The 20,733-nt window shown below is 35.3% G+C and carries 14 protein-coding genes and 3 tRNA genes; 9 read left to right on the top strand and 8 right to left on the bottom strand.

Annotated elements, in window-relative coordinates; genetic code table 11:
* Positions 1 to 32 precede the first annotated feature (32 nt).
* Both ACQ65V_RS11780 and ACQ65V_RS11775 read left to right on the top strand, forming a co-directional pair.
* Positions 33 to 1,121: an AI-2E family transporter gene (locus tag ACQ65V_RS11780; protein WP_412561027.1), complete on the top strand. Its 1,089-nt coding sequence runs from the start codon at positions 33 to 35 to the stop codon at positions 1,119 to 1,121.
* Positions 1,122 to 1,128: 7 nt separating this feature from the next.
* A complete protein-coding gene (locus ACQ65V_RS11775) occupies positions 1,129 to 2,307 on the top strand; it encodes a THUMP-like domain-containing protein (protein WP_430468051.1) in 1,179 nt (392 codons plus the stop codon).
* A gap of 103 nt (positions 2,308 to 2,410) precedes the next feature.
* Here the strand turns inward: ACQ65V_RS11775 and pdeM are convergent, their stop codons facing one another.
* The gene (pdeM, locus tag ACQ65V_RS11770) at positions 2,411 to 3,064 is read right to left on the bottom strand and encodes a ligase-associated DNA damage response endonuclease PdeM (RefSeq protein ID WP_430468050.1); all 654 of its coding nucleotides are present in this window, start codon (positions 3,062 to 3,064) and stop codon (positions 2,411 to 2,413) included.
* Positions 3,065 to 3,200: 136 nt separating this feature from the next.
* Between pdeM and ACQ65V_RS11765 the strand changes: the two genes are divergently transcribed.
* Complete coding sequence (locus tag ACQ65V_RS11765) at positions 3,201 to 3,482, top strand: GIY-YIG nuclease family protein (RefSeq protein ID WP_317166960.1); 282 nt, start codon at positions 3,201 to 3,203, stop codon at positions 3,480 to 3,482.
* Positions 3,483 to 3,567: 85 nt separating this feature from the next.
* Here ACQ65V_RS11765 and ACQ65V_RS11760 read toward each other — a convergent pair whose 3' ends face one another.
* The 4 genes from ACQ65V_RS11760 to ACQ65V_RS11745 form a co-directional block, all read right to left on the bottom strand.
* Complete coding sequence (locus ACQ65V_RS11760) at positions 3,568 to 6,021, bottom strand: ligase-associated DNA damage response DEXH box helicase (protein WP_430468049.1); 2,454 nt, start codon at positions 6,019 to 6,021, stop codon at positions 3,568 to 3,570.
* Complete coding sequence (locus ACQ65V_RS11755) at positions 6,018 to 7,607, bottom strand: ATP-dependent DNA ligase (RefSeq protein ID WP_430468048.1); 1,590 nt, start codon at positions 7,605 to 7,607, stop codon at positions 6,018 to 6,020. The genes ACQ65V_RS11760 and ACQ65V_RS11755 overlap by 4 nt, the downstream gene beginning before the upstream one ends.
* Positions 7,604 to 8,641: a ligase-associated DNA damage response exonuclease gene (locus ACQ65V_RS11750; protein ID WP_430468047.1), complete on the bottom strand. Its 1,038-nt coding sequence runs from the start codon at positions 8,639 to 8,641 to the stop codon at positions 7,604 to 7,606. Before ACQ65V_RS11750 ends, ACQ65V_RS11755 begins: the two co-directional genes overlap by 4 nt.
* A gap of 63 nt (positions 8,642 to 8,704) precedes the next feature.
* On the bottom strand, positions 8,705 to 9,298 hold the full coding sequence (locus ACQ65V_RS11745; RefSeq protein ID WP_430468046.1) for a hypothetical protein: 594 nt from the start codon (positions 9,296 to 9,298) through the stop codon (positions 8,705 to 8,707).
* A 175-nt stretch (positions 9,299 to 9,473) separates the two neighbouring features.
* Between ACQ65V_RS11745 and ACQ65V_RS11740 the strand changes: the two genes are divergently transcribed.
* The 3 genes from ACQ65V_RS11740 (at position 9,474) to ACQ65V_RS11730 (ending at position 9,855) form a co-directional block, all read left to right on the top strand.
* Positions 9,474 to 9,557, top strand: a tRNA-Ser gene (locus tag ACQ65V_RS11740).
* A 26-nt stretch (positions 9,558 to 9,583) separates the two neighbouring features.
* Positions 9,584 to 9,658, top strand: a tRNA-Pro gene (locus ACQ65V_RS11735).
* 123 nt (positions 9,659 to 9,781) lie between these two features.
* A tRNA-Arg gene (locus tag ACQ65V_RS11730) sits at positions 9,782 to 9,855 on the top strand.
* Positions 9,856 to 9,895: 40 nt separating this feature from the next.
* Here ACQ65V_RS11730 and ACQ65V_RS11725 read toward each other — a convergent pair.
* A complete protein-coding gene (locus tag ACQ65V_RS11725; protein WP_430468045.1) occupies positions 9,896 to 11,944 on the bottom strand; it encodes an HD family phosphohydrolase in 2,049 nt (682 codons plus the stop codon).
* A 113-nt stretch (positions 11,945 to 12,057) separates the two neighbouring features.
* On the opposite strand from ACQ65V_RS11725, the gene ACQ65V_RS11720 reads away from it, so the two are divergent.
* Together ACQ65V_RS11720 and ACQ65V_RS11715 are read left to right on the top strand one after the other, a co-directional pair.
* On the top strand, positions 12,058 to 13,236 hold the full coding sequence (locus ACQ65V_RS11720) for an acetyl-CoA C-acyltransferase (protein WP_430468044.1): 1,179 nt from the start codon (positions 12,058 to 12,060) through the stop codon (positions 13,234 to 13,236).
* A gap of 9 nt (positions 13,237 to 13,245) precedes the next feature.
* The gene (locus ACQ65V_RS11715) at positions 13,246 to 13,995 is read left to right on the top strand and encodes an NlpC/P60 family protein (protein ID WP_430468043.1); all 750 of its coding nucleotides are present in this window, start codon (positions 13,246 to 13,248) and stop codon (positions 13,993 to 13,995) included.
* A gap of 52 nt (positions 13,996 to 14,047) precedes the next feature.
* On the opposite strand, the gene ACQ65V_RS11710 is transcribed toward ACQ65V_RS11715, so the two are convergent.
* Positions 14,048 to 15,343, bottom strand: a complete 1,296-nt coding sequence (locus ACQ65V_RS11710; RefSeq protein ID WP_430468042.1) for a tetratricopeptide repeat protein — start codon at positions 15,341 to 15,343, stop codon at positions 14,048 to 14,050.
* Positions 15,344 to 15,372: 29 nt separating this feature from the next.
* A complete protein-coding gene (gene gyrA / locus ACQ65V_RS11705; RefSeq protein WP_430468041.1) occupies positions 15,373 to 17,910 on the bottom strand; it encodes a DNA gyrase subunit A in 2,538 nt (845 codons plus the stop codon).
* A 262-nt stretch (positions 17,911 to 18,172) separates the two neighbouring features.
* On the opposite strand from gyrA, the gene ACQ65V_RS11700 reads away from it, so the two are divergent.
* Positions 18,173 to 20,728 carry an ATP-dependent Clp protease ATP-binding subunit gene (locus ACQ65V_RS11700; RefSeq protein ID WP_430468040.1) on the top strand — a complete coding sequence of 852 codons (2,556 nt, stop codon included), beginning with the start codon at positions 18,173 to 18,175 and terminating at the stop codon, positions 20,726 to 20,728.
* Positions 20,729 to 20,733 lie beyond the last annotated feature (5 nt).

The following is a 20,733-nucleotide window of genomic DNA, read 5'->3' as shown; positions in this document are numbered from 1 at the left end:
TTATTTCAGCATCTTTGAGTAAATTAAAACTAATGAATTCAAAAATCATCGCAAATGGTATTTTAAGAGCTTTAGGCATATTGCTGGCCATTGCCCTGATTTTATTCTTTCTTTATAAAATTCAAGTTGTTATAGTTTATATAGCGATTGCAGCTGTGATTTCGCTCATCGGAAGACCTATTGTCTTGTTTTTGAGACGTAAATTGAAGTTCAACAATACTATTGCCGTTGTAGTTACCATGGTCTTTTTTATTGGGTTGTTGATTGGACTCATTGGTATGTTTATTCCTCTAATTGCGGATCAAGGACAAAAATTATCGTTACTAAACCTTCAACAACTAGAGAGCAATGTTGAAAACCTTTATCAGCAAATCGTAACCTATTTTGAGTTCAACAATATTGACGTAGAACAATCTATTAAGGACTCTAACTTACTGTCTAAGCTAGATTTTTCATTGATTCCAAATTTCTTCAATGGTCTAATTAGCGGATTGGGCAGTTTTAGTATTGGTCTGTTTTCTGTTCTGTTTATTTCCTTCTTCTTTTTAAAAGACAGTAGGTTATTTGAAGACGGTATTATGACCTTTGTTCCTAAGGGCAACGAAATGCGATCTAAGCGCTCATTCACAAAAATTAAAGACCTATTGTCACGTTATTTTGTGGGTCTTATTCTTCAGATTTTTATTCTATTTGTAATCTATACCATTGTGCTATTGATTTTTGGTATTGACAATGCAGTTGTTATAGCGTTTTTATGCGCTTTAATAAACCTAGTGCCATATGTTGGCCCTTTGGTTAGTGGTTTTTTAATGCTTTTGCTAAGTATGTCTAGTAACCTAGGCGAAAGCTTTAGCTTGGTGATTTTACCTAAAACTACTTATGTAATGATAGGCTTTATCGCGGCACAGCTGATTGATAATTTTTTCAGCCAACCGTTTATATTCTCTAAAAGTGTAAAATCGCATCCGTTAGAAATTTTCCTTATAATTATTATTGCTGGAATTTTATTCGGTGTTGTGGGTATGATAGTAGCCATACCAGCTTATACAGCCATTAAGGTTATTTTAAAAGAATTTTTGTCAGAATACAAAGTAGTGAATAAACTTACCAAAGGATTATAGCTATAGTTTGAACAAGGCTATTTTAAATATTGAAGTACAGGAATTTATAAATTCACATATCAATTCAGATGTTTCCAGTTTATTGTTGAAAGGTTTACCATTTGAAGGTATTGATGCCAAACTGGTTATTGAACAGATTGAAGCAAAAAAACGTTCAGAAAAAAAGTTGCCAACCTGGTTTAAAACTGAAAATATCTATTATCCCAACAAACTTAATATTGAGCAAACCTCTTCAGAAATAACAGCAAAATACAAAGCTAATTTGGTTTCTGGCAAAAGTTTAATCGATCTTACAGGTGGCTTTGGTGTGGATACTTATTACTTTTCAAAGCAAGTTGAAAATGTGATCCATTGTGAAATCAATACACATTTATCTGATATAACAGCACATAATTTTGAGCAATTAAAAGTTTCAAATGCTGAATGTAGAAATGAAAATGGAATTGAAACCTTAAAAAAATTGGACAAGCAGTTCGATTGGATTTACATCGATCCTTCCAGACGGGACAATTCCAAAAACAAGGTGTTTTTAATAACGGATTGTACGCCAAACGTTAAAACGTATCAGGGGTTATTTTTAAAATATGCAGAAAACGTGATGATAAAAACATCGCCTTTATTGGATATTTCTGCCACACTTTTAGAAATAAGTAACGTCAAGGAAATTCACGTCGTTGCAGTAAATAAGGAAGTGAAAGAATTATTATGGATATTAGAACGCAACTATTCTGGATCCGTTTTAATCAAAACCGTCAATATTCAAAAAGAAAATCAACAAACTTTTGACTTCTATTATGAAGAAGAATCTACTGCAAAAGTTGAATACACCCGACCTTCTAATTATTTGTACGAGCCAAATGCAGCCATTTTAAAAGCTGGAGCATTTAATTCGGTTAGTTCTAATTTGGGAGTAAAAAAACTTCATAAACATTCGCATTTATATACTTCTGAAACATTAATTGATTTTCCCGGAAGACGTTTTAATATTGAAAATGTTATTCCTTTTAATAACAAGGCTTTTTCTAAATTAAAAATCCAAAAAGCCAATATCACTACTCGGAATTTTCCGCTATCTGTTGCGGACATTCGTAAAAAATTAAAAGTGAAGGATGGTGGAACTATTTATTTGTTTTTCACCACAGACTTAACAAACAATAAAATTATCTTGGTGTGCTCAAAAGCATAAATCAAGTAGCAAAGTCATGTCGAACAAAAGTGAGACATCACAAATGAAACTTTGAATTCTAACGTGAGAGATTTCTCAATCGCTTAGCTTATTTCGAAATGACCTACAACTTAAAAATAGCTGTTTCTGTAAAAGCATAACAAACTGAGTCTTTTGGCTGAGAGTGCGTGTTCAACCCGGTAAATAAGCTAAATGCAGGCAATATAATTTGATGTCCACTCACTTGAAAACAGGGTAATTTTAAAAATTGTTTGCCCTTGCCTTTTATGCGTACACCAGGATGGGTATGACCTGAAATCGTAAATTGTTCTGAATGCTTTTTTAAATGCTCATGCACAAAGGTGAAAGGTGAAATTTCCAATTCTTTTTCAATCTCAAAATCAAACTTTGAAACTATGTTTTTTGAAAGTCTATCGTGGTTTCCTTTAATCAGAACGATTTGTAAATCTTCAAACTGATTTAGCCATAATTGAAAAGTGTCCATATCTACGTTAGCCTCCGCGTGAAATAAATCACCAACAATCAAGAGTTTTTGAGCGTTAAAATAAAGAACCAGTTGTTTCAAACGTTCTAAATCGTTCTGAAGCACACCATCAGGCATGGGTATACCATGTTTTCTAAAGTGTGCCGTTTTGCCGATATGTACATCGGATAGAATTAGCGCGTTTTCACTTTTCCAAAAGATGGCGCGTTGATTGGTGAGTGTCAATGTTTCAGCTTTAACAGTAATATTTTCGGTAATGATTTTTAGTTTCACAATTTTAGTCATGTCGAACTTTCGTGAGACATCCCACATATAGCTCCATTCAAATCTCAAAATTATGTGATTTCTCGCTTTGCTCGAAATGACTTCAAGCTTTTATTTATATTTATGGATGCTTTATAATCACTTTGTGTACATAACAACAAATCCTTACAGGACCACACTATACATCGGAATAACAAATAACATTCAAAGAAGATTAGATCAGCATTTCTTTGACAGTCAGAATTCTAGAAAATCGTTTGCTGGTAAATATAATTGTATCTATTTGGTATATTACGAAGGATTTGAATACCCGAGAGAAGCTATTTCAAGAGAAAAAGAATTGAAAAAATGGCGTCGTGAAAAGAAAAATAAATTGATTACAACATTTAATCCTAAATGGAAAACTCTTAATAACCAAGTAATTTAGTCATGTCGAACGTATGTGAGACATTGCATCCTCACTGAGTAGAATAAAAAATTATGAGATTTCTCACTATGCTCGAAATGACAACTCAATCAATCTTAAATGCTTGTGCTTTAATACGCTGAATTCGTTTATCCAAACTCTCGTTGCTCATTGTCCCTCGCAGACTATCAACTTTAAGCGGGAAGCTCAAAGGTGTAAAAGATTTGGCATGTTTCAAAATGATTTTGCTCTTTGAAATACGCTCAAAAGCAGCTTGTAAACGTACTTCTTCTAATTGTTGGTTGAACACTTCCGTATAGGCTTGTTTCAATAACAAATTTTCAGGTTCATAATCTTCCAAAACTCTAAATATTAATCCTGAAGATGATTGCAGACTTTTATTATTTTTTCGAGCGCCTGGTTGTGATTGTACTACCAAACCAGCTATTACTGCTATATCCCTAAATTTTCGAGATGCCATTTCTGACGCGTTAATACTCGCAATCACATCATCCATTAGATTTTCCTTGCTTAGTAATTTTGAAATATTGGCTTCGGTCACTGGAATCGGTTGGTCGCTTAATAATTCAAAACCATAATCATTCATCGCAATTGTAAAGGTTAATGGCTTTAATTTACTGATTCTGTATGCCATCAATGCCGAAAAGACCTCATGCACCAATCTGCCTTCAAACGGATACATAAACAAATGATGACCATCTCGTGTTTCAATCATTTCAACTAAAAACTCATCATCTTTTGGTATATGGGAATGATTATCTTGACGTGATAAAAGCGGGTTCAAGAATCGAAGTTCTTTTTCTAATCGTCCAGGTTCAAGCGCATCCGATAATTTTAACCGCATAAAGTGACTCAGGTGAGACGTCAAAGGCAAGCGACCACCCAACCAACTTGGCGTCACGGCTTTTTTCGCTTTACTGCGACGTACCAAAACAGTCATATCTTTAATTTGTGCTAATTCCAGAACTCGGCCTGCCAAAATAAAATTATCACCAGGCTTTAGTTTCGAAATAAAGAACTCTTCAATCATACCAATATAGCCACCAGAAAAGAATTTGACCATTAGCATCACTTCACTAACAATAGCACCAATATTCATACGATGCAGCATACTAATGCGTCGGCTTTTTACTCTGTAAAGACCATCTTCATCTTTAATTACTTTATGAAATTCCTCATAAGAACTCAGTGTTTTTCCGCCTTTAGTGACAAACTGTAAGCACCATTGCCATTCATCTTTAGTGATGTAACTAAATGCATGCGTTTCTTTTATTTGAATAAATAGCTTTTCAGAATCAAATCCCATACCCACAGCGTTGGTTACCATAAACTGAATCAACACGTCAAACGTCATTACCATTGGATCGCGGGTTTCGATTTTATTTTGTTTTACGGCTTCCTTTAATGCCGAAACTTCCACCAATTCCAAAGAATGTGTAGGAATAAAATAAATTTTGGAACGCTCATATGGCGAATGACCACTGCGACCAGCGCGTTGCATAAAACGTGCTATGCCTTTAGCAGAACCAATTTGAATCACACAATCCACAGGCTTAAAATCCACACCCAAATCGAGAGAAGACGTACAGACCACAGCTTTTAAATAGCCGTTAGAAATGCTATCCTCAATCCAATTCCTCAGTTTCTTATCGATTGATCCATGATGAATAGCTAACAATCCAGCCAATTCCGGGTTGGCATTAAGTAATAATTGATACCACAATTCTGATTGGCCGCGAGTATTTGTAAATATTAAGGTTGTAGTGTTGTTTTCAATAATTGGTATAATCTTATCCACCATTTTGGCACCGAGATGACCTGCCCAAGGCAACACTTCTATTTCATGTGGCAAGACCGAAACAATATCAATTTTCTTTTTTTGTTTTGCTTTTATTTGAGTGACTTTTAGATTGGGGCAAGGGAGAAGTACACTTTTCGCTTCCTCAAGATTACCTATCGTCGCTGTAATTCCCCAAATTTGAACTTTCGGTGAATAGCTTCGTATTTGCGACAATGCTAACTCAGTAAGCACACCTCTTTTATTACCTAGCAATTCGTGCCACTCATCAATAGCAACACATCTTACATTTTTAAACCATCTCGAATTCTTCTTTTGTGAGAACAGCAAATGCATGGTTTCGGGTGTGGTAAGCAATACATCTGGCATTAAACGTTCCTGTTTTCTTCGAATATTTGTTGGTGTGTCACCATTTCGAACTTGTACAGACCAATCCAAACCAATTTCATCAACGGCTTCGGTCATGGCTTTTGCTAGGTCTTTTGCTAATGAACGTAACGGACTAATCCACAACAATTTTAATCCTTTAGGATATTTATCTGGATGATTTAAGTAATCGATAACTACAGCTAAAAAAACTGAAAACGTTTTCCCAAAACCTGTTGGTGCCACTACCATGCCGCTGTAGCCATTGGCATAACGCTGCCAGGTTTGCGTTTGAAACGGAAAAGGCGCTTGCCCTTTCCCTGCCATCCAATTGTGGATAATCTGTAATCCTATGCTCTCGTTGAATTTGCTCAAGGTGCTGTAATGAGTTGTTTCACGTTTTCTATGGTATCAATTTCTTCCACAGGCTTATCTTTTCGCCAGCGCGAAATTCTTGGGAAACGCAAAGCTACACCAGATTTATGACGATTGCTGAGCGCAATACCTTCAAATGCGATTTCGAACACCAATTCTGGTTTTACGGTTCTAACTGGTCCAAATTTTTCAATGGCATTTTTATTGACCCAACGTGAAATTTCTGTAATTTCTTTATCCGTTAATCCTGAATACGCTTTTGCTACGGTTACTAAAGCGTCATCTTTTTTTACGGCAAATGTATAATCCGTATATTTTGAACTTCGTCTTCCACTACCCTTTTGCGCATAAATCATTACGGCATCAATCGTCAATGGGTCAACCTTCCATTTCCACCAATCTCCTTTTTTTCGCCCTGTGTGGTATGGAGAGGCTTTCTGTTTTAGCATTAAACCTTCACTGTTTATGGCTCTTGAATTATCTCTAATGGCATGTAAGTCATTCCACTCATTGAAATCAACAATAAAAGATAATTTAAGTTGTGCAGGTAACGCAACTGAATTAAAAATTCTTTCCAATATTTTTCGTCTCTCAGCAAATGGTGTCTCCCTGATATCATCGCCATTAAATTCCATAATATCGTAAGCATAAAAACCAATAGGAACTTCTTCCAGCAATTTTTTTGTGACATTTTTACGATTCAAGCGTTTTTGCAAGTCGTTGAATAACAGTACTGCATTATCTTTCATGGCCAATATTTCACCATCGATCACAAAGTCATCACTAAAATTTGAAATCACTTCGACCAATTCAGGAAATTGTTGTGTGACTAATTCTTCACCACGAGACCATATAAAAATTTCGTTATTTCGTTTTACGATTTGTCCTCGTATACCATCCCATTTTTGCTCAACAATCCAATCGTTAGGTTCACCTAATTCTGGCAATTCCTTTTCCAAAGCATAAGCCAAACAGAATGGATAAGGTTTGGAATTATCATAGTTGATGTGGGTGCCTTTTATTAATTCTTCAAAGGAAATAGAATCAATATCCCAATTTCCAATAATACTGTGCATCAGTTGATTGGCATCAATACCTGTAAGTTTTGCCAAAGCATTTACCAATGTTTTTTTGGAAACACCAATTCTGAAACTACCACCAATCAATTTGTTGAAAATAAGACGTTCTTGCTGCTCTAAACCCGACCATGCCTCGAGAACAAATGCTTTTTTATCCCCTTCAGATTTCGGTTTTAACGCTTTGAGTTCCTTCATCCATTCGCTCAAAGTCAAATCGAGCTGATGCGTTGGTAGCGGCAATAAAAGTGCAATAGTTTCGCCCAAATCACCAACTGTGCTATAGCTTTCCAGAAATAACCATTCGGGCAGTTCTGTAATTTCCATGCACCATTGTTTCATCAATGCTGTTTTTACAGGACGTGATGGACGTTTTCCTGTGAATAGTGCGATTAGCCACAGTTTATCTTTGTCTGGTGCGGTCTCAAAATAATTGACCAATGCATCAATTTTTGCATTGGTTTTGTTAGTGATTTCTATAGCACTTATGAGTTCAGAAAACTGTTTCATTCGGTTTCAGCTTTTTCAGTTTCCTTTTCAGCTTGAGCCATTTGCTCATCACCGTATTCGGTTTTTAGCTCATCGGCTTTTATTCCTATTTCATTTAGATATTTTGAAAATATTGCTTGAGAACCGTGAGTGACATAAACTTGTTCGGCTTCTGTGGCTTTAACTGCTGCAATCAAACCATTCCAATCTGCATGGTCGCTAACTGCAAATCCTGCATCAACAGCTTGCCAACGACGATTACCACGAATTTGCATCCAACCTGAACATATTGCTGTTGCTGCATTTGGTACACGTTTTAACATCCGAGAACCCAATAATGCTGGTGGTGCGATGATTATTTTATTTTGAAGGGTTTTCTTGTCCAAATCTGCCGACCACAATTTTGTTTCTGGCAAGTCTATTCCTGAACCTTCTATGGCTTCATTTAAATTTTTAATGGCTCTATGTACATAAATTTCGTCGCAGCCATCGAGTAAGGACATTAAACGCTGTGCTTTTCCTAAGGAATACCCTAAAAACACTGAGGTTCTATTATTAGCTTGATTTGTTTTTACCCAGTTCTGCAAGTCATTTTGTAATTCTTTTTCTGATTTCCAATTGTATATCGGTAAACCGAAGGTGCTTTCGGTAATAAACGTGTGGCATTTGACCGGTTCGTATGGTGCTGAAATGTAGTCAGGTTGAGTTTTGTAATCACCAGTAAAAACAACTACATAGCCTTTATATTCCAACCGTATTTGTGCAGAACCAATGACATGACCAGCAGGATGAAAACTCACTTTAACCCCATTGATAGTTATTGGATCTTCATAACCCAAACTTTCAATGTTTATATCTGCACCTATGCGATGCTGGAGAATGGCTTTAGAATCGTGCTGACATAAATAGCGTTTCATTCCCCATCGTGCGTGGTCTGCGTGACCATGGGAAATTATCGCATAATCCACAGGAAACCATGGGTCTAAATAGAATTTACCTTGTGGGCAAAAAATACCTTTTTTAGTGAATTTAATGAGTTGATTTTCTTTTGGCATAGCAATACGAAGCTATTGAAAAATGACATATTCTATTGACAAAATAGAGTTAAATTTTAACTGTTATAAAAACCCCTTTTGAGAAATAATAATGTCATCTCCCCAAAGTTTAACCAAATAAGAAATATCAATTGGAAAAAATGATGACGAGCCATCTGTGTTGTATTTTACAGGGCATTCAATACGGTTACCATCAACTATTCTACATTTGTTTTTACCATTATCTGAAATAAAAATGTCTCTAGCGTCCAACTTTTGATAGACTTTTTGTAAGTCGATAATTGCATATTTAAGAAAGGTTGTTGACTTATTTATTTCTGCTTTAGTGCTATCTATGATGCCGTAGGTGAAATAATGTGCTTTTATCTTATAGTACTCAGACTCATGACGGTCTTCAATTTTATTTTCATCTCTTCTATATCGAATTGTAAAATCAGAAAAACTGTTATATTTTTTATCCCTAAAGCGTTCTTGAACTGTTTTAATTTCATTTCCGCATCTAAACACATAGTCGATACCGTCCATCATATCTATATATTTGGCATAATCTTTTCTAAGCTGAACTTCAGTCCATTGCAATGGTTTATAAATTATGTTAGTAGCCATATGCTTGTGCACATAGTCAGTGAAGGCCCTGTCATTTTTATATTTAGACATAATGAGATAAATTTAAGTATATAATTGTCGTTATCAAAGTCATTAGAAATTTGACAAAAAATTCAAAAAATTTGTTGCGTTCTTTAATATGAAAAGTTACATTTGCACCCGCTTAACAGGTAAAAGAAATTTTATTTGTTGTTTGTGGAATTTTAAGAAATGTTCTTTTAATTTTGGAGAGGTGCCAGAGTGGTAATGGAGCAGATTGCTAATCTGTCAACGCGTAAGTGTTGCCCGGGTTCGAATCCCGGTCTCTCCGCAATATTGAATTGATAACCAATTTTTCGGGGTGTAGCGTAGCCCGGTTATCGCGCCGCGTTTGGGACGCGGAGGTCGCAGGTTCGAATCCTGCCACCCCGACAAAAAGCTTAAATAAGATTTTGTTGAAAATTTATTTTCATAAAAATTTGTTGGAAGCTTTTGTAAAAAGCAACGCTTTTTACAACAACCTATTTTCAGGATCAACGTAGTTAATCCTTGAAGGGTCGCATAGCTCAGCTGGATAGAGCACCTGCCTTCTAAGCAGGCGGTCCTAGGTTCGAATCCTAGTGCGATCACATTAAGCCTTACTAGAAATAGTGAGGCTTTTTTGTTTTATTACTCAGGGTATTCAATTCTAAGGTGGTATATGTTTGCCAACTTATGTTTTAGTACTTTTTTAATCGATTGAATTTCTTTGAATGTAATGTTGGCATTTAGAAACTGACCATTTTCCATTTGCTTGTCTATTATACTCTCTACAAAGTCATTAATTTTTGTAGTTGTAGGTTCTTTAAGGCTTTTTGAAGCGGCTTCAACACTGTCGCACATCATTAAAATAGCCGTTTCTTTACTAAAAGGCTTTGGTCCAGGGTAAGAATAATCCTCTAATTTTAAATCTTCATTTTCTGCTTTTTCCTTCATATAAAAATAATACACCATACTTGTACCATGGTGTGTTCTTATAAAATCAATCACACGATCTGGTAAATTGTGCTTTTTTGCAATCTCTATACCTTTTATAACATGATTTACTATAACTCTGGCACTTTCGCGATTCGATAATTCATCATGCGGATTTATGCCTGTACTTTGATTTTCAGTAAAATAAGTTGGATTTTTCATCTTACCAATATCATGATACAAAGCGCCTACCCTTACAAGCATAGCATTTGCTCCAATCTCATTTGCAGAAGCTTCAGCTAAATTGGCCACGTTTAAAGAATGATGAAAAGTTCCAGGTGCTTTATTAGAAAGCTCCTTTAATAATTTTGTGTTTGTGTCTGAAAGCTCAAGTAAGGATACGTCAGAAACCAGTCCAAATACCTTTTCATAAATGTATATTAAAGGTTGTACAAATAATGTTGCCAAACCACATAATATAAACAAGCCGAAAGTTTCCCATTTTAAGCTTGTTACCTGTCCTTCTTGAATTACAAAAAATGCAAAATATGCTATTATATAAATAAGTGTTATTTGACCTACTGAAATAAATAAATTAGCACGCTTATATAATTCTGAAACGGTAAGTATAGTTACAATTCCCGCGATTATCTGTAAGAACATATACTCATAACTATTAGGTACTATAAATCCTAAAAGCAATACGGTAAGCACATGTGCAAAAAGCCCTAACCTAGCATCAAAAAATGCCTTTAACACCAATGGTAAAATACAAAGTGGTACAACATAGATATACTGAGAATTATAGCTAATTACCAACGTAGTTAACAGAATCATTATAACTACATTGAAAAATATAAAGGTGACTTTTGTGTTGTTCAAAAACACCTCTATACGGTACTTTCTTAAGAATAATAATAACATTAAAAGCGCTAATGCAACCAATAAGGTGTATGCGACAAGCACCCAGTTATAATTTGCGGTATTCCAAACTTGGGATTCATACTCAGATTTTAAGGAATTTAATATTATATACTCTTCATCCTCAACGACTTGACCTTTTGAAATAATGAGCTGATCTTTATCTATACTACCTCGGGTTTGGGAAATTTGAGAAAGTTCTTCCTCTAAGGCGTTTTGGGTTAAACTCTCGTTTAGTGTAATATTCGGTTTTACAATATCAAAAAAGAGAGAGATGATTTTATTACGATCTGCAGATGGTGATTCTGAAAAATGATCATCAAGACGTTGTCGCAATTGTCCGATTTCAATTAAATCTTCATACTGTAGTTGCTTTTCAATTGTGTTTGAAGATACTAAAACCACTGGCTTAGTGTTGGGGTAATTATAGTCCGTATCTAAAATGCCGTTAGAATACAGCAAGTCAACAAAAGATCTTCCTTTCTTATATAGACTAGATTCATTGGTGTTTAAATCTAATGTGTCTTTAAATGTTTGATTGAATTTTTTTAAATATTCTGACAGCACTAAATCCTTAACCTCAGTATTTAAATCAAAATATACCGAAGCGTTGTTTTCTACCTCCAACCTTTCGCTCTCAATCTCCTCCTGTGCTTTTTTTATCGCAAAATTAAAAGGGGCATACAAGTTTTCGGACTGCCAAGGCTTTCCTTTTTCAAAAGAAAATCTAAACTTCCCTGTCTTAGGAAACAGATAGACTATAAATAATGTAGTGGACAGAAACAATAGTATTTTATATACTAATGCATGATTTTTGTACCATTTGTTGAGAAGTTCCTTCATACACAATCAAAAGTAAGAAATAATAAAATTTTAGGCTGCTATAATCCTAATTACATTCTAAAATCTCTCAAAAATTGATTAATTTCGCAGCAACTAAATAAAACATAAATATAATGAACAAGGATGTAGTTATTGTATCTGCTGTAAGAACACCAATAGGAAGTTTTTTAGGAAGCTTATCTAGTGTTCCGGCACCAAGATTAGGCGCTACTGCAATTAAAGGAGCTTTAGATAAAATTAGTTTAAAACCTGAATTGGTTGATGAAGTATTGATGGGAAATGTTGTACAAGCAGGTACAGGACAAGCCCCAGCAAGACAAGCCGCAATTTATGCAGGTATTCCAGATACAGTGCCTTGTACTACTATTAATAAAGTTTGCGCTTCTGGTATGAAAGCCATTACTCAAGCTGCCCAAGCTATTCAACTTGGAGATGCGGAAATTGTTGTAGCTGGTGGAATGGAAAACATGAGTGCAATACCACACTACTACCATGCAAGAAGTGCTACTAAATTTGGACCTGCAACACTTGAAGATGGTATGCAAAAAGACGGATTGGTAGATGCCTATGAAAAACATGCCATGGGAGTTTGTGCGGATGCTTGTGCCACGGAATATAAGTTTAGCAGAGAAGATCAAGATGCATACGCAATCCAATCTTATGAGCGCTCTAAGGCAGCTTGGGATGCTGGTAAGTTTGATGATGAAGTCGTTCCTGTTGAAGTGCCACAGCGTCGCGGTGAGCCTATAATAGTTAATCGAGACGAAGAATACACCAACGTAAAGATGGAAAAGATTCCTACTTTACGTCCTGCTTTTACCAAAGAAGGTACGGTTACCGCTGCAAATGCATCCACTATTAATGATGGTGCGGCAGCAATGGTACTGATGAGCAGGGAAAAGGCTAATGAATTAGGATTAAAACCAATTGCAACTATAAAAAGTTATGCGGATGCAGCACAAGAACCTAAATGGTTTACTACTGCGCCTGCCAAGGCATTACCAAAAGCGTTAGCTAAAGCAAATATTGAGTTAAAAGATGTTGATTATTTTGAATTTAATGAAGCTTTCTCAGTTGTTGGTTTAGCAAACATGAAAATTTTAGGATTATCCGACGACAATGTAAACGTTAATGGTGGTGCAGTTTCATTGGGTCATCCTTTAGGATGTTCTGGTGCAAGAATCCTTGTCACCCTAATTAATGTATTGCATCAAAATAATGCCAAAATTGGTGCAGCTGCTATCTGTAATGGTGGTGGTGGTGCATCTGCAATGGTCTTAGAGCGCGCTTAAAACTTTTCTATGCAATACGGCATTTGCAATTTAGGAATTGTACCCATACGATTAGAACCTAGCGATACTAGTGAAATGGTAACGCAAGCTCTGTATGGTGATCAGTTTAAAGTGCTTGAGCAACGAAAGAAATGGAGCCGTATTCGTTTTGCCTATGACAAATATGAAGGGTGGATAGATAATAAACAGTATCTAGAGATTGAAGAATCTCAGTACAAATTATTATTAGAAGCAGATATAAATTTATCGAAAGATTTAGTAGAGTTTGTTTCCGATGCATCAAATAATCTCTACCCAATTCCACTTGGGTCTGATTTAAATAGCTTAGAGCTTCTTAAGCACAAATTTGATGGTAATAGGTTGACATCAAAAAATGAAAAGAACAACATAATCCAAACATCTTTTTTGTATTTGAATGCTCCGTATTTATGGGGAGGAAAAACACCCTTCGGAATTGATTGTTCTGGTTTTACACAAATGGTTTATAAGCTAAATGGGTACAAATTATTGAGAGATGCTTCTCAACAAGCAGCTCAAGGTATGGCTTTAAGTTTTATTGAAGAGAGTGAGCCTGGCGATCTAGCGTTTTTTGATAATGCCGAAGGTGATATCATCCACGTAGGTATTATTATGGAAAACAATTACATTATCCATGCACACGGTAAAGTGCGAATAGATCGTTTAGACCATAGCGGTATCTATAATGTTGACAAAAACTCACATACACATAGGCTAAGAGTCATTAAAAAGATTGTATAAAAAAAGCGACTATTTTGGTAATAGTCGCTTTTTAATTTTATAGTTTCAAAGATTAATTTCCACCAGAACCAGCTTCAATTTCTTCAACTTTTGCTCTCATCTCCTTAAACTTTTCAGTTTCACCTAATGCACTGTATATATTCTTCAATTGACCAAGAATATCAAGATTTTTGGTATTAGGGTTTTTCTCTACATAATTTTCTAGATGTTCTGCAGCTTTTTGAAAGTGCTCATTCTTTTGAGATCTCAATTCCTCATAGCGTTTGTTATCAGCTGATGATGTACCTAATGAATTCATTTCGTCATTCAGTGCATTACCTCTATTGATCTCTATAGCAGACAAATTTAAAGCTGCATCAGAATAACTTGGCTTATACTTTAAGGTTTTATTAAAAGCTTCAATTGCATAATCGTATTGCTCAGCTTCCATTGCCAATACACCTACATTGTAATTTAATTCAGGATTTTCTGGGTCCATATTTAAAGCTTCCTTATATAACTCAGCAGCTTTATCTGTATTACCCAATTGAAGATAAACATTACCTTCTGAAAGAATTAAATTATAATCATTAGGATTATCTTCTTTTGCATCTTGGATAGCACTTAAGGCTTTTTCATTTTCACCTTTAGTAACATAAATGATGGCTATATTTTTTACTATGTCCGCTCTCCTAGATTCTGACTGGGCATCTCTAGGCTTAACATGGGTTTTTAATGTCTTTACAGACAAATCTCTACCTGCTTTATCAGCAAATATTTCTTCTTCACCAGTCTCTTTATTAGTAGCATAGTAGTTCATTTTAACACCAGTATAGCCTAAATCTTTTAACTGAATAAAGTAATCTAAGGCTGTGTCATAATCTTGATCTTCTACCGCAGAATATGCAGCATTGAATAAGTACATGGTGTCCTGAGGTGAAACTCTGTAAATTTTCTCAAACCTCTTTGCGGCTGTTTTGTAATCCTTATTATTAAAAGCATTATTAGCTTTAGTTATAAAAGAATTGAACATCTGGGATTTCATTTCGTTAGCCTCTTCAGTATACCTGAGTTTGCCCATTCCAGATTCTAACTCCTTGAGCTGATCTAAAGTAGCAATTGCTTCGTCAACATTTGCGTCGGTACCGGCACCATTAGCGTATAGTGCTTGAGCTTTAAGAAAATAAAATTTTGCCTTGGTCTTATCATCCATATTTCCAATTAATGCTTCTGCAGCCGCTACAGCAGATTTAGCATCAGCAAAATTTGAATTTTTTACTGCTTTTTCAATAGCTTTTACTTCACTCTTTTGTGCAAAAGACATAGATGTAATAGCCAAAAGCAACATTAATGTCATAAATTTTTTCATCTTGTAATAAATAATTTTGTTGTTAATTTTTAGTTTTCAGTTTCATTATTATCAATAGCCGTGCCATCCTCATTAGGTGCCTGATTGTCAGACAACTCAGAATCTAACTCTTCAACATCTTCATCGTCATCTTTCATGACTTTTGCTACTGCAGCAATAGAGTCATTGCCTTTTAAGTTAATGAGTTTTACACCTTGTGTTGCTCTTCCCATTACCCTTAAATCAGCGACTTCCATACGAATAGCAATACCAGATTTATTGATAATCATTAAATCATCGTCATCTGTCACATTCTTTATAGATACTAAGTTACCTGTTTTTTCTGTAATAGAAATAGTTTTTACACCTTTTCCGCCTCTATTGGTAATTCTGTAATCATCTAAACTAGAACGTTTTCCATAGCCATTTTCAGAAACAACGAGAATATTGCTATCCATATCATCTACTGCAATCATACCTATTACTTCATCTGTTTTTTCGTCTTGCAGCCTAATTCCCCTAACACCAGAAGCATTTCTTCCCATTGGTCTGGTCTTGGCTTCTTCAAAACGAATGGCTTTACCCGATTTAAGCGCTAACATTACCTGACTCTCTCCTGTTGTAAGCTTTGCTTCCAATAATGTATCATCTTCTCTAATCGTAATCGCATTAATTCCATTAGTACGAGGTCTAGAGTATTGCTCTAAAGATGTTTTCTTAACCTGACCTTTCTTTGTCGCCATAATGACATAATGACTATTGATATAGTCTTGGTCTTTTAAGTCTTGTGTACAAATGAAAGCCATCACTTTATCATCTTGCTCAATATTTATAAGATTCTGAATAGCCCTTCCTTTAGATGTTTTAGCTCCTTCAGGAATTTCGTAAACACGCATCCAGAAACATTTTCCTTTTTGTGTGAAGAACAGCATATATTGATGGTTAGTACCTACAAATAGGTGTTCTAAGAAATCCTCATTACGAGTAGTCGATGCTTTTTGACCTACTCCACCTCTATTTTGGGTTTTATATTCCGTTAGTGAAGTACGTTTAATATAACCTGCATGCGAAATAGTAATGACAACTTTTTCGTCTGGAATCATATCTTCGATACTCAAATCACCGCCTGCATATTCTATAACCGAACGACGGTCATCACCATATTTATCTCTTACCAATTCAAGCTCCTCCTTTATGATATCCATTCGACGCTCTTTCTTGTCTAAGATATCTTTAAGGTCTATTATAGTTTTCATTATGTCTTCGTACTCAGAACGTAATTTGTCTTGCTCCAAACCAGTTAACTGACGCAAACGCATCTCAACAATGGCCTTGGCTTGTATTTCGGAAAGTTTGAAGCGTTCAATTAAATTATTTCGAGCTTCATCTGCATTTGAAGATGCACGAATAATTTTAATAACCTCATCAATATTGTCTGAAGCTATAATTAAGCCTTCTAAAATATGAGCACGTTCTTCAGCTTTACGTAATTCATAAGTAGTACGTCTAACAACAACCTCATGTCTATGTTCAACGAAGTAGTGAATTAGTTCTTTTAAGTTTAATAATTGTGGGCGTCCATTTACTAAAGCTATATTATTAACACTAAAGGACGATTGTAATGCGGTGTACTTGTATAATTTATTAAGTACAATATTAGGAATTGCATCACGCTTTAAAACATAAACGATTCGCATTCCGTTTCTATCAGATTCATCTCTTATGGTAGAAATACCTTCGAGCTTTTTATCATTTACCAAGTCTGCAGTTTTCTTAATCATATCTGCTTTATTGACTTGGTAAGGAATTTCGTTTACGATAATGCATTCACGTCCATTAACTTCTTCAATATTGGCTTTACCACGTATAACGATTCGGCCACGACCTGTATGAAAAGCTTCCTTTACACCATCGTATCCATAAATTGTTCCTCCAGTAGGAAAATCTGGTGCCTTAATATGTTGCATCAACTCATCAATCTCAATGTCGTTATTGTCTATATAAGCTATAGTACCATTAACAACTTCCGTAAGGTTATGCGGAGGCATGTTTGTAGCCATACCAACTGCAATACCAGATGCTCCATTAACCAAAAGACCAGGAATACGCGTTGGCAAAACCGTTGGTTCTTCAAGCGTATCATCAAAATTTAATTTATGATCTACTGTTTCCTTGTCAATATCTGCCAACATGTCTTCAGAAATCTTGCGCATTCTAGCCTCAGTGTAACGCATTGCTGCTGGACTATCGCCATCAACCGAACCAAAGTTACCTTGACCATCAATTAACATATAACGCAAACTCCACTCTTGGGCCATACGCACCATAGTGTCATAAACTGAAGTATCACCATGTGGGTGATATTTACCTAAAACTTCACCAACAATTCTTGCCGATTTTTTATGTGCTGTATTTGATCTAACACCAAGTTCGTGCATACCGTAAAGTACACGTCTATGTACTGGCTTTAAACCATCTCTTACATCTGGTAACGCGCGTGACACAATGACTGACATTGAGTAGTCAATGTAAGCCGATTTCATTTCATCTTCAATGTTAATTGGAATGAGTTTTTCTCCTTCTGCCATATATAAAATTAATTAGATTTTTTGTAGGTTTTCAAAACGTGCTAATATAACCAATTTGGTAGTGTTTAAAGAGAATTTAAGGCTTGTTTTTAGGAGTTTTTATTAACAATTTTTAATATCTTTTTCGTTAATAAGTATCTTGATATTTGCTTTGATTTAAAATGCTTTTTTAGTCTATTCGTTTACACATAATATTTAAGGTATGGTTTTTGTTCTTTAGATAATATGTTTTTACTATTTTTAAAGCAGAAAGGAATTTACTATGGATGATAATTTTTCCCCAAGAGTTAAAGATGTTATAGCTTATAGCAAAGAGGAAGCTCTGCGTTTAGGTCACGATTTTATTGGTACCGAACATTTAATGTTGGGATTACTGCGTGACGGAAACGGAAAGGCAATAGATATATTAAGTTCATTGGATGTAGACCTTAATCATTTGAGACGAAAAGTTGAAATTTTAAGCCCTGCTAATCCTAATATAACAACAACATCTAACGAAAAGAAAAACTTGCACTTAACAAGGCAAGCTGAGCGTGCTTTAAAAACAACTTTTTTAGAAGCAAAACTGTTTCAGAGTACCTCTATAAATACTGCACATTTATTATTGTGTATTTTAAGAAATGAAAATGATCCAACTACTAAATTGTTGAACAAACTTAAAGTTGACTATGACAACGTTAAAGAAGAATTTAAATCTATGATTACAAGCGAAGATGATTACCTAGATGAGCCAAAGTCAGAATCGTTCTCAGATGATGATGCAAATGAAGAAGAAGAGGATGCAAAACAAAACCCGTTTGGTGGAAGCCAATCTAGCAAAACAAACAAGAAGTCTAAAACACCTGTTTTAGATAACTTTGGAAGAGACTTAACCATTCTTGCCGAAGAAGGTAAACTAGATCCTGTTGTGGGTCGAGAAAAAGAAATACAGCGTGTATCTCAGATATTGAGCAGACGTAAGAAAAACAACCCTCTCTTAATAGGAGAACCTGGTGTTGGTAAGTCTGCTATAGCCGAAGGATTGGCACTTAGAATTGTAAAGCGAAAAGTATCGCGTACTTTATTTAATAAGCGTGTAGTAACTTTGGACTTGGCTAGTCTAGTTGCTGGAACAAAATATAGAGGTCAGTTCGAAGAGCGAATGAAAGCGGTAATGAATGAGCTAGAAAAGAATGATGACATTATTCTCTTCATTGATGAAATTCATACAATCGTTGGTGCTGGTGGAGCAACTGGTAGTTTAGATGCTTCTAACATGTTTAAACCTGCTCTTGCTAGAGGAGAGATTCAATGTATTGGAGCCACAACTTTAGATGAATACAGACAGTATATTGAAAAAGATGGTGCCTTAGAACGTCGTTTTCAAAAAGTCATTGTTGAACCAACAACTGTTGAAGAGACAATTGAAATCCTAAATAATATTAAAGGTAAATACGAGGAACACCATAATGTTGATTATACAGATGACGCAATTGAAGCTTGTGTAAAATTAACTAATCGCTATATGACTGAGCGATTCCTTCCAGACAAGGCCATTGATGCCTTAGACGAAGCAGGTTCTCGTGTTCATATAACAAATATTGACGTGCCTAAGCAGATTCTAGAGTTAGAGAAGAAGCTAGAAGAGGTTAAGGAAACCAAAAACAGTGTTGTAAAGAAACAGAAGTATGAGGAAGCTGCAAAGCTAAGGGATGATGAAAAAAGATTAGAAAAGGAGCTTGCTTCAGCCCAAGAAAAATGGGAAGAAGAAACCAAACAGCACCGAGAAGTGGTTACCGAAGATAATGTAGCTGATGTCGTATCTATGATGACAGGTATTCCTGTAAACAAAATTGCACAGACTGAAATCAATAAATTGTCTCAATTACCAGACCTTATTAAAGGAAAAGTAATCGGTCAGGATACTGCTGTTGCAAAAGTTGTTAAAGCAATTCAGAGAAACAGAGCTGGATTAAAAGACCCTAATAAACCAATAGGTTCGTTTATATTCTTAGGCCAAACAGGAGTTGGTAAAACTCAATTGGCAAAAGTATTGGCTCGCGAGTTATTTGATAGTGATGACGCCTTAGTACGCATTGACATGAGTGAATACATGGAGAAGTTTGCGATATCTCGTTTAATTGGAGCACCTCCAGGATACGTTGGCTATGAAGAAGGTGGTCAGCTTACTGAAAAAATTAGACGTAAGCCATACGCTGTAGTACTTTTAGATGAAATTGAAAAAGCACATCCAGATGTCTTCAACATGTTATTACAGGTTCTTGATGATGGATACTTAACGGATAGCCTTGGTCGTAAAATTGATTTTAGAAACACCATAATTATTATGACTTCTAATATTGGTGCGCGCAAATTAAAAGACTTCGGAACTGGTGTAGGCTTTGGTACTTCTGCTAAAGAAGCTCAAGAAAGTGATTATGCCAAAGCAGTCATTGAAAACGCACTTAAAAAAGCCTTTGCGCCAGAATTCTTAAACAGAATTGATGATGTCATTGTCTTTAACGCTCTAGAAAAAGAAGATATCAATAAGATTATTGATATTGAATTAGTGAAGCTTATAAGCAGAATTAAAGATTTAGGTTATGAACTTAAATTAACAGCTAAAGCGAAAGACTATATTGCTGAAAAAGGATTTGATAAGCAATATGGCGCAAGACCCTTAAACAGAGCTATACAAAAATATGTGGAAGATGCTCTTGCTGAGGAGATTATCAATTCTAAAATCCATGAAGGTGATACCATTACCATGGATTTGGATTCTAAAAATGATAAATTGAAGATTAAAATTAAATCTTCAAGCAAGACTACTGAGTCCTAAACACT

It is taken from the genome of Winogradskyella ouciana (assembly GCF_965284585.1).
In the GTDB taxonomy this organism is placed as follows: domain Bacteria; phylum Bacteroidota; class Bacteroidia; order Flavobacteriales; family Flavobacteriaceae; genus Winogradskyella; species Winogradskyella ouciana.
The sequence above is the reverse complement of the archived record's forward strand: the minus strand, read 5'-3'. Positions and strand labels throughout refer to the sequence as shown.

Excerpts from the sequence above, each read along its gene's own strand:
- ACQ65V_RS11725 (WP_430468045.1), bottom strand. The coding sequence starts at position 11,944 with ATGAAGGAACTTCTCAACAAATGGTACAAAAATCATGCATTAGTATAT.
- ACQ65V_RS11700 (WP_430468040.1), top strand. The coding sequence starts at position 18,173 with ATGGATGATAATTTTTCCCCAAGAGTTAAAGATGTTATAGCTTATAGC.
- ACQ65V_RS11755 (WP_430468048.1), bottom strand. The coding sequence starts at position 7,607 with ATGAAACAGTTTTCTGAACTCATAAGTGCTATAGAAATCACTAACAAA.
- ACQ65V_RS11750 (WP_430468047.1), bottom strand. The coding sequence starts at position 8,641 with ATGCCAAAAGAAAATCAACTCATTAAATTCACTAAAAAAGGTATTTTT.
- ACQ65V_RS11715 (WP_430468043.1), top strand. The coding sequence starts at position 13,246 with ATGCAATACGGCATTTGCAATTTAGGAATTGTACCCATACGATTAGAA.
- ACQ65V_RS11745 (WP_430468046.1), bottom strand. The coding sequence starts at position 9,298 with ATGTCTAAATATAAAAATGACAGGGCCTTCACTGACTATGTGCACAAG.
- ACQ65V_RS11720 (WP_430468044.1), top strand. The coding sequence starts at position 12,058 with ATGAACAAGGATGTAGTTATTGTATCTGCTGTAAGAACACCAATAGGA.
- gyrA (WP_430468041.1), bottom strand. The coding sequence starts at position 17,910 with ATGGCAGAAGGAGAAAAACTCATTCCAATTAACATTGAAGATGAAATG.
- ACQ65V_RS11780 (WP_412561027.1), top strand. The coding sequence starts at position 33 with ATGAATTCAAAAATCATCGCAAATGGTATTTTAAGAGCTTTAGGCATA.
- ACQ65V_RS11710 (WP_430468042.1), bottom strand. The coding sequence starts at position 15,343 with ATGAAAAAATTTATGACATTAATGTTGCTTTTGGCTATTACATCTATG.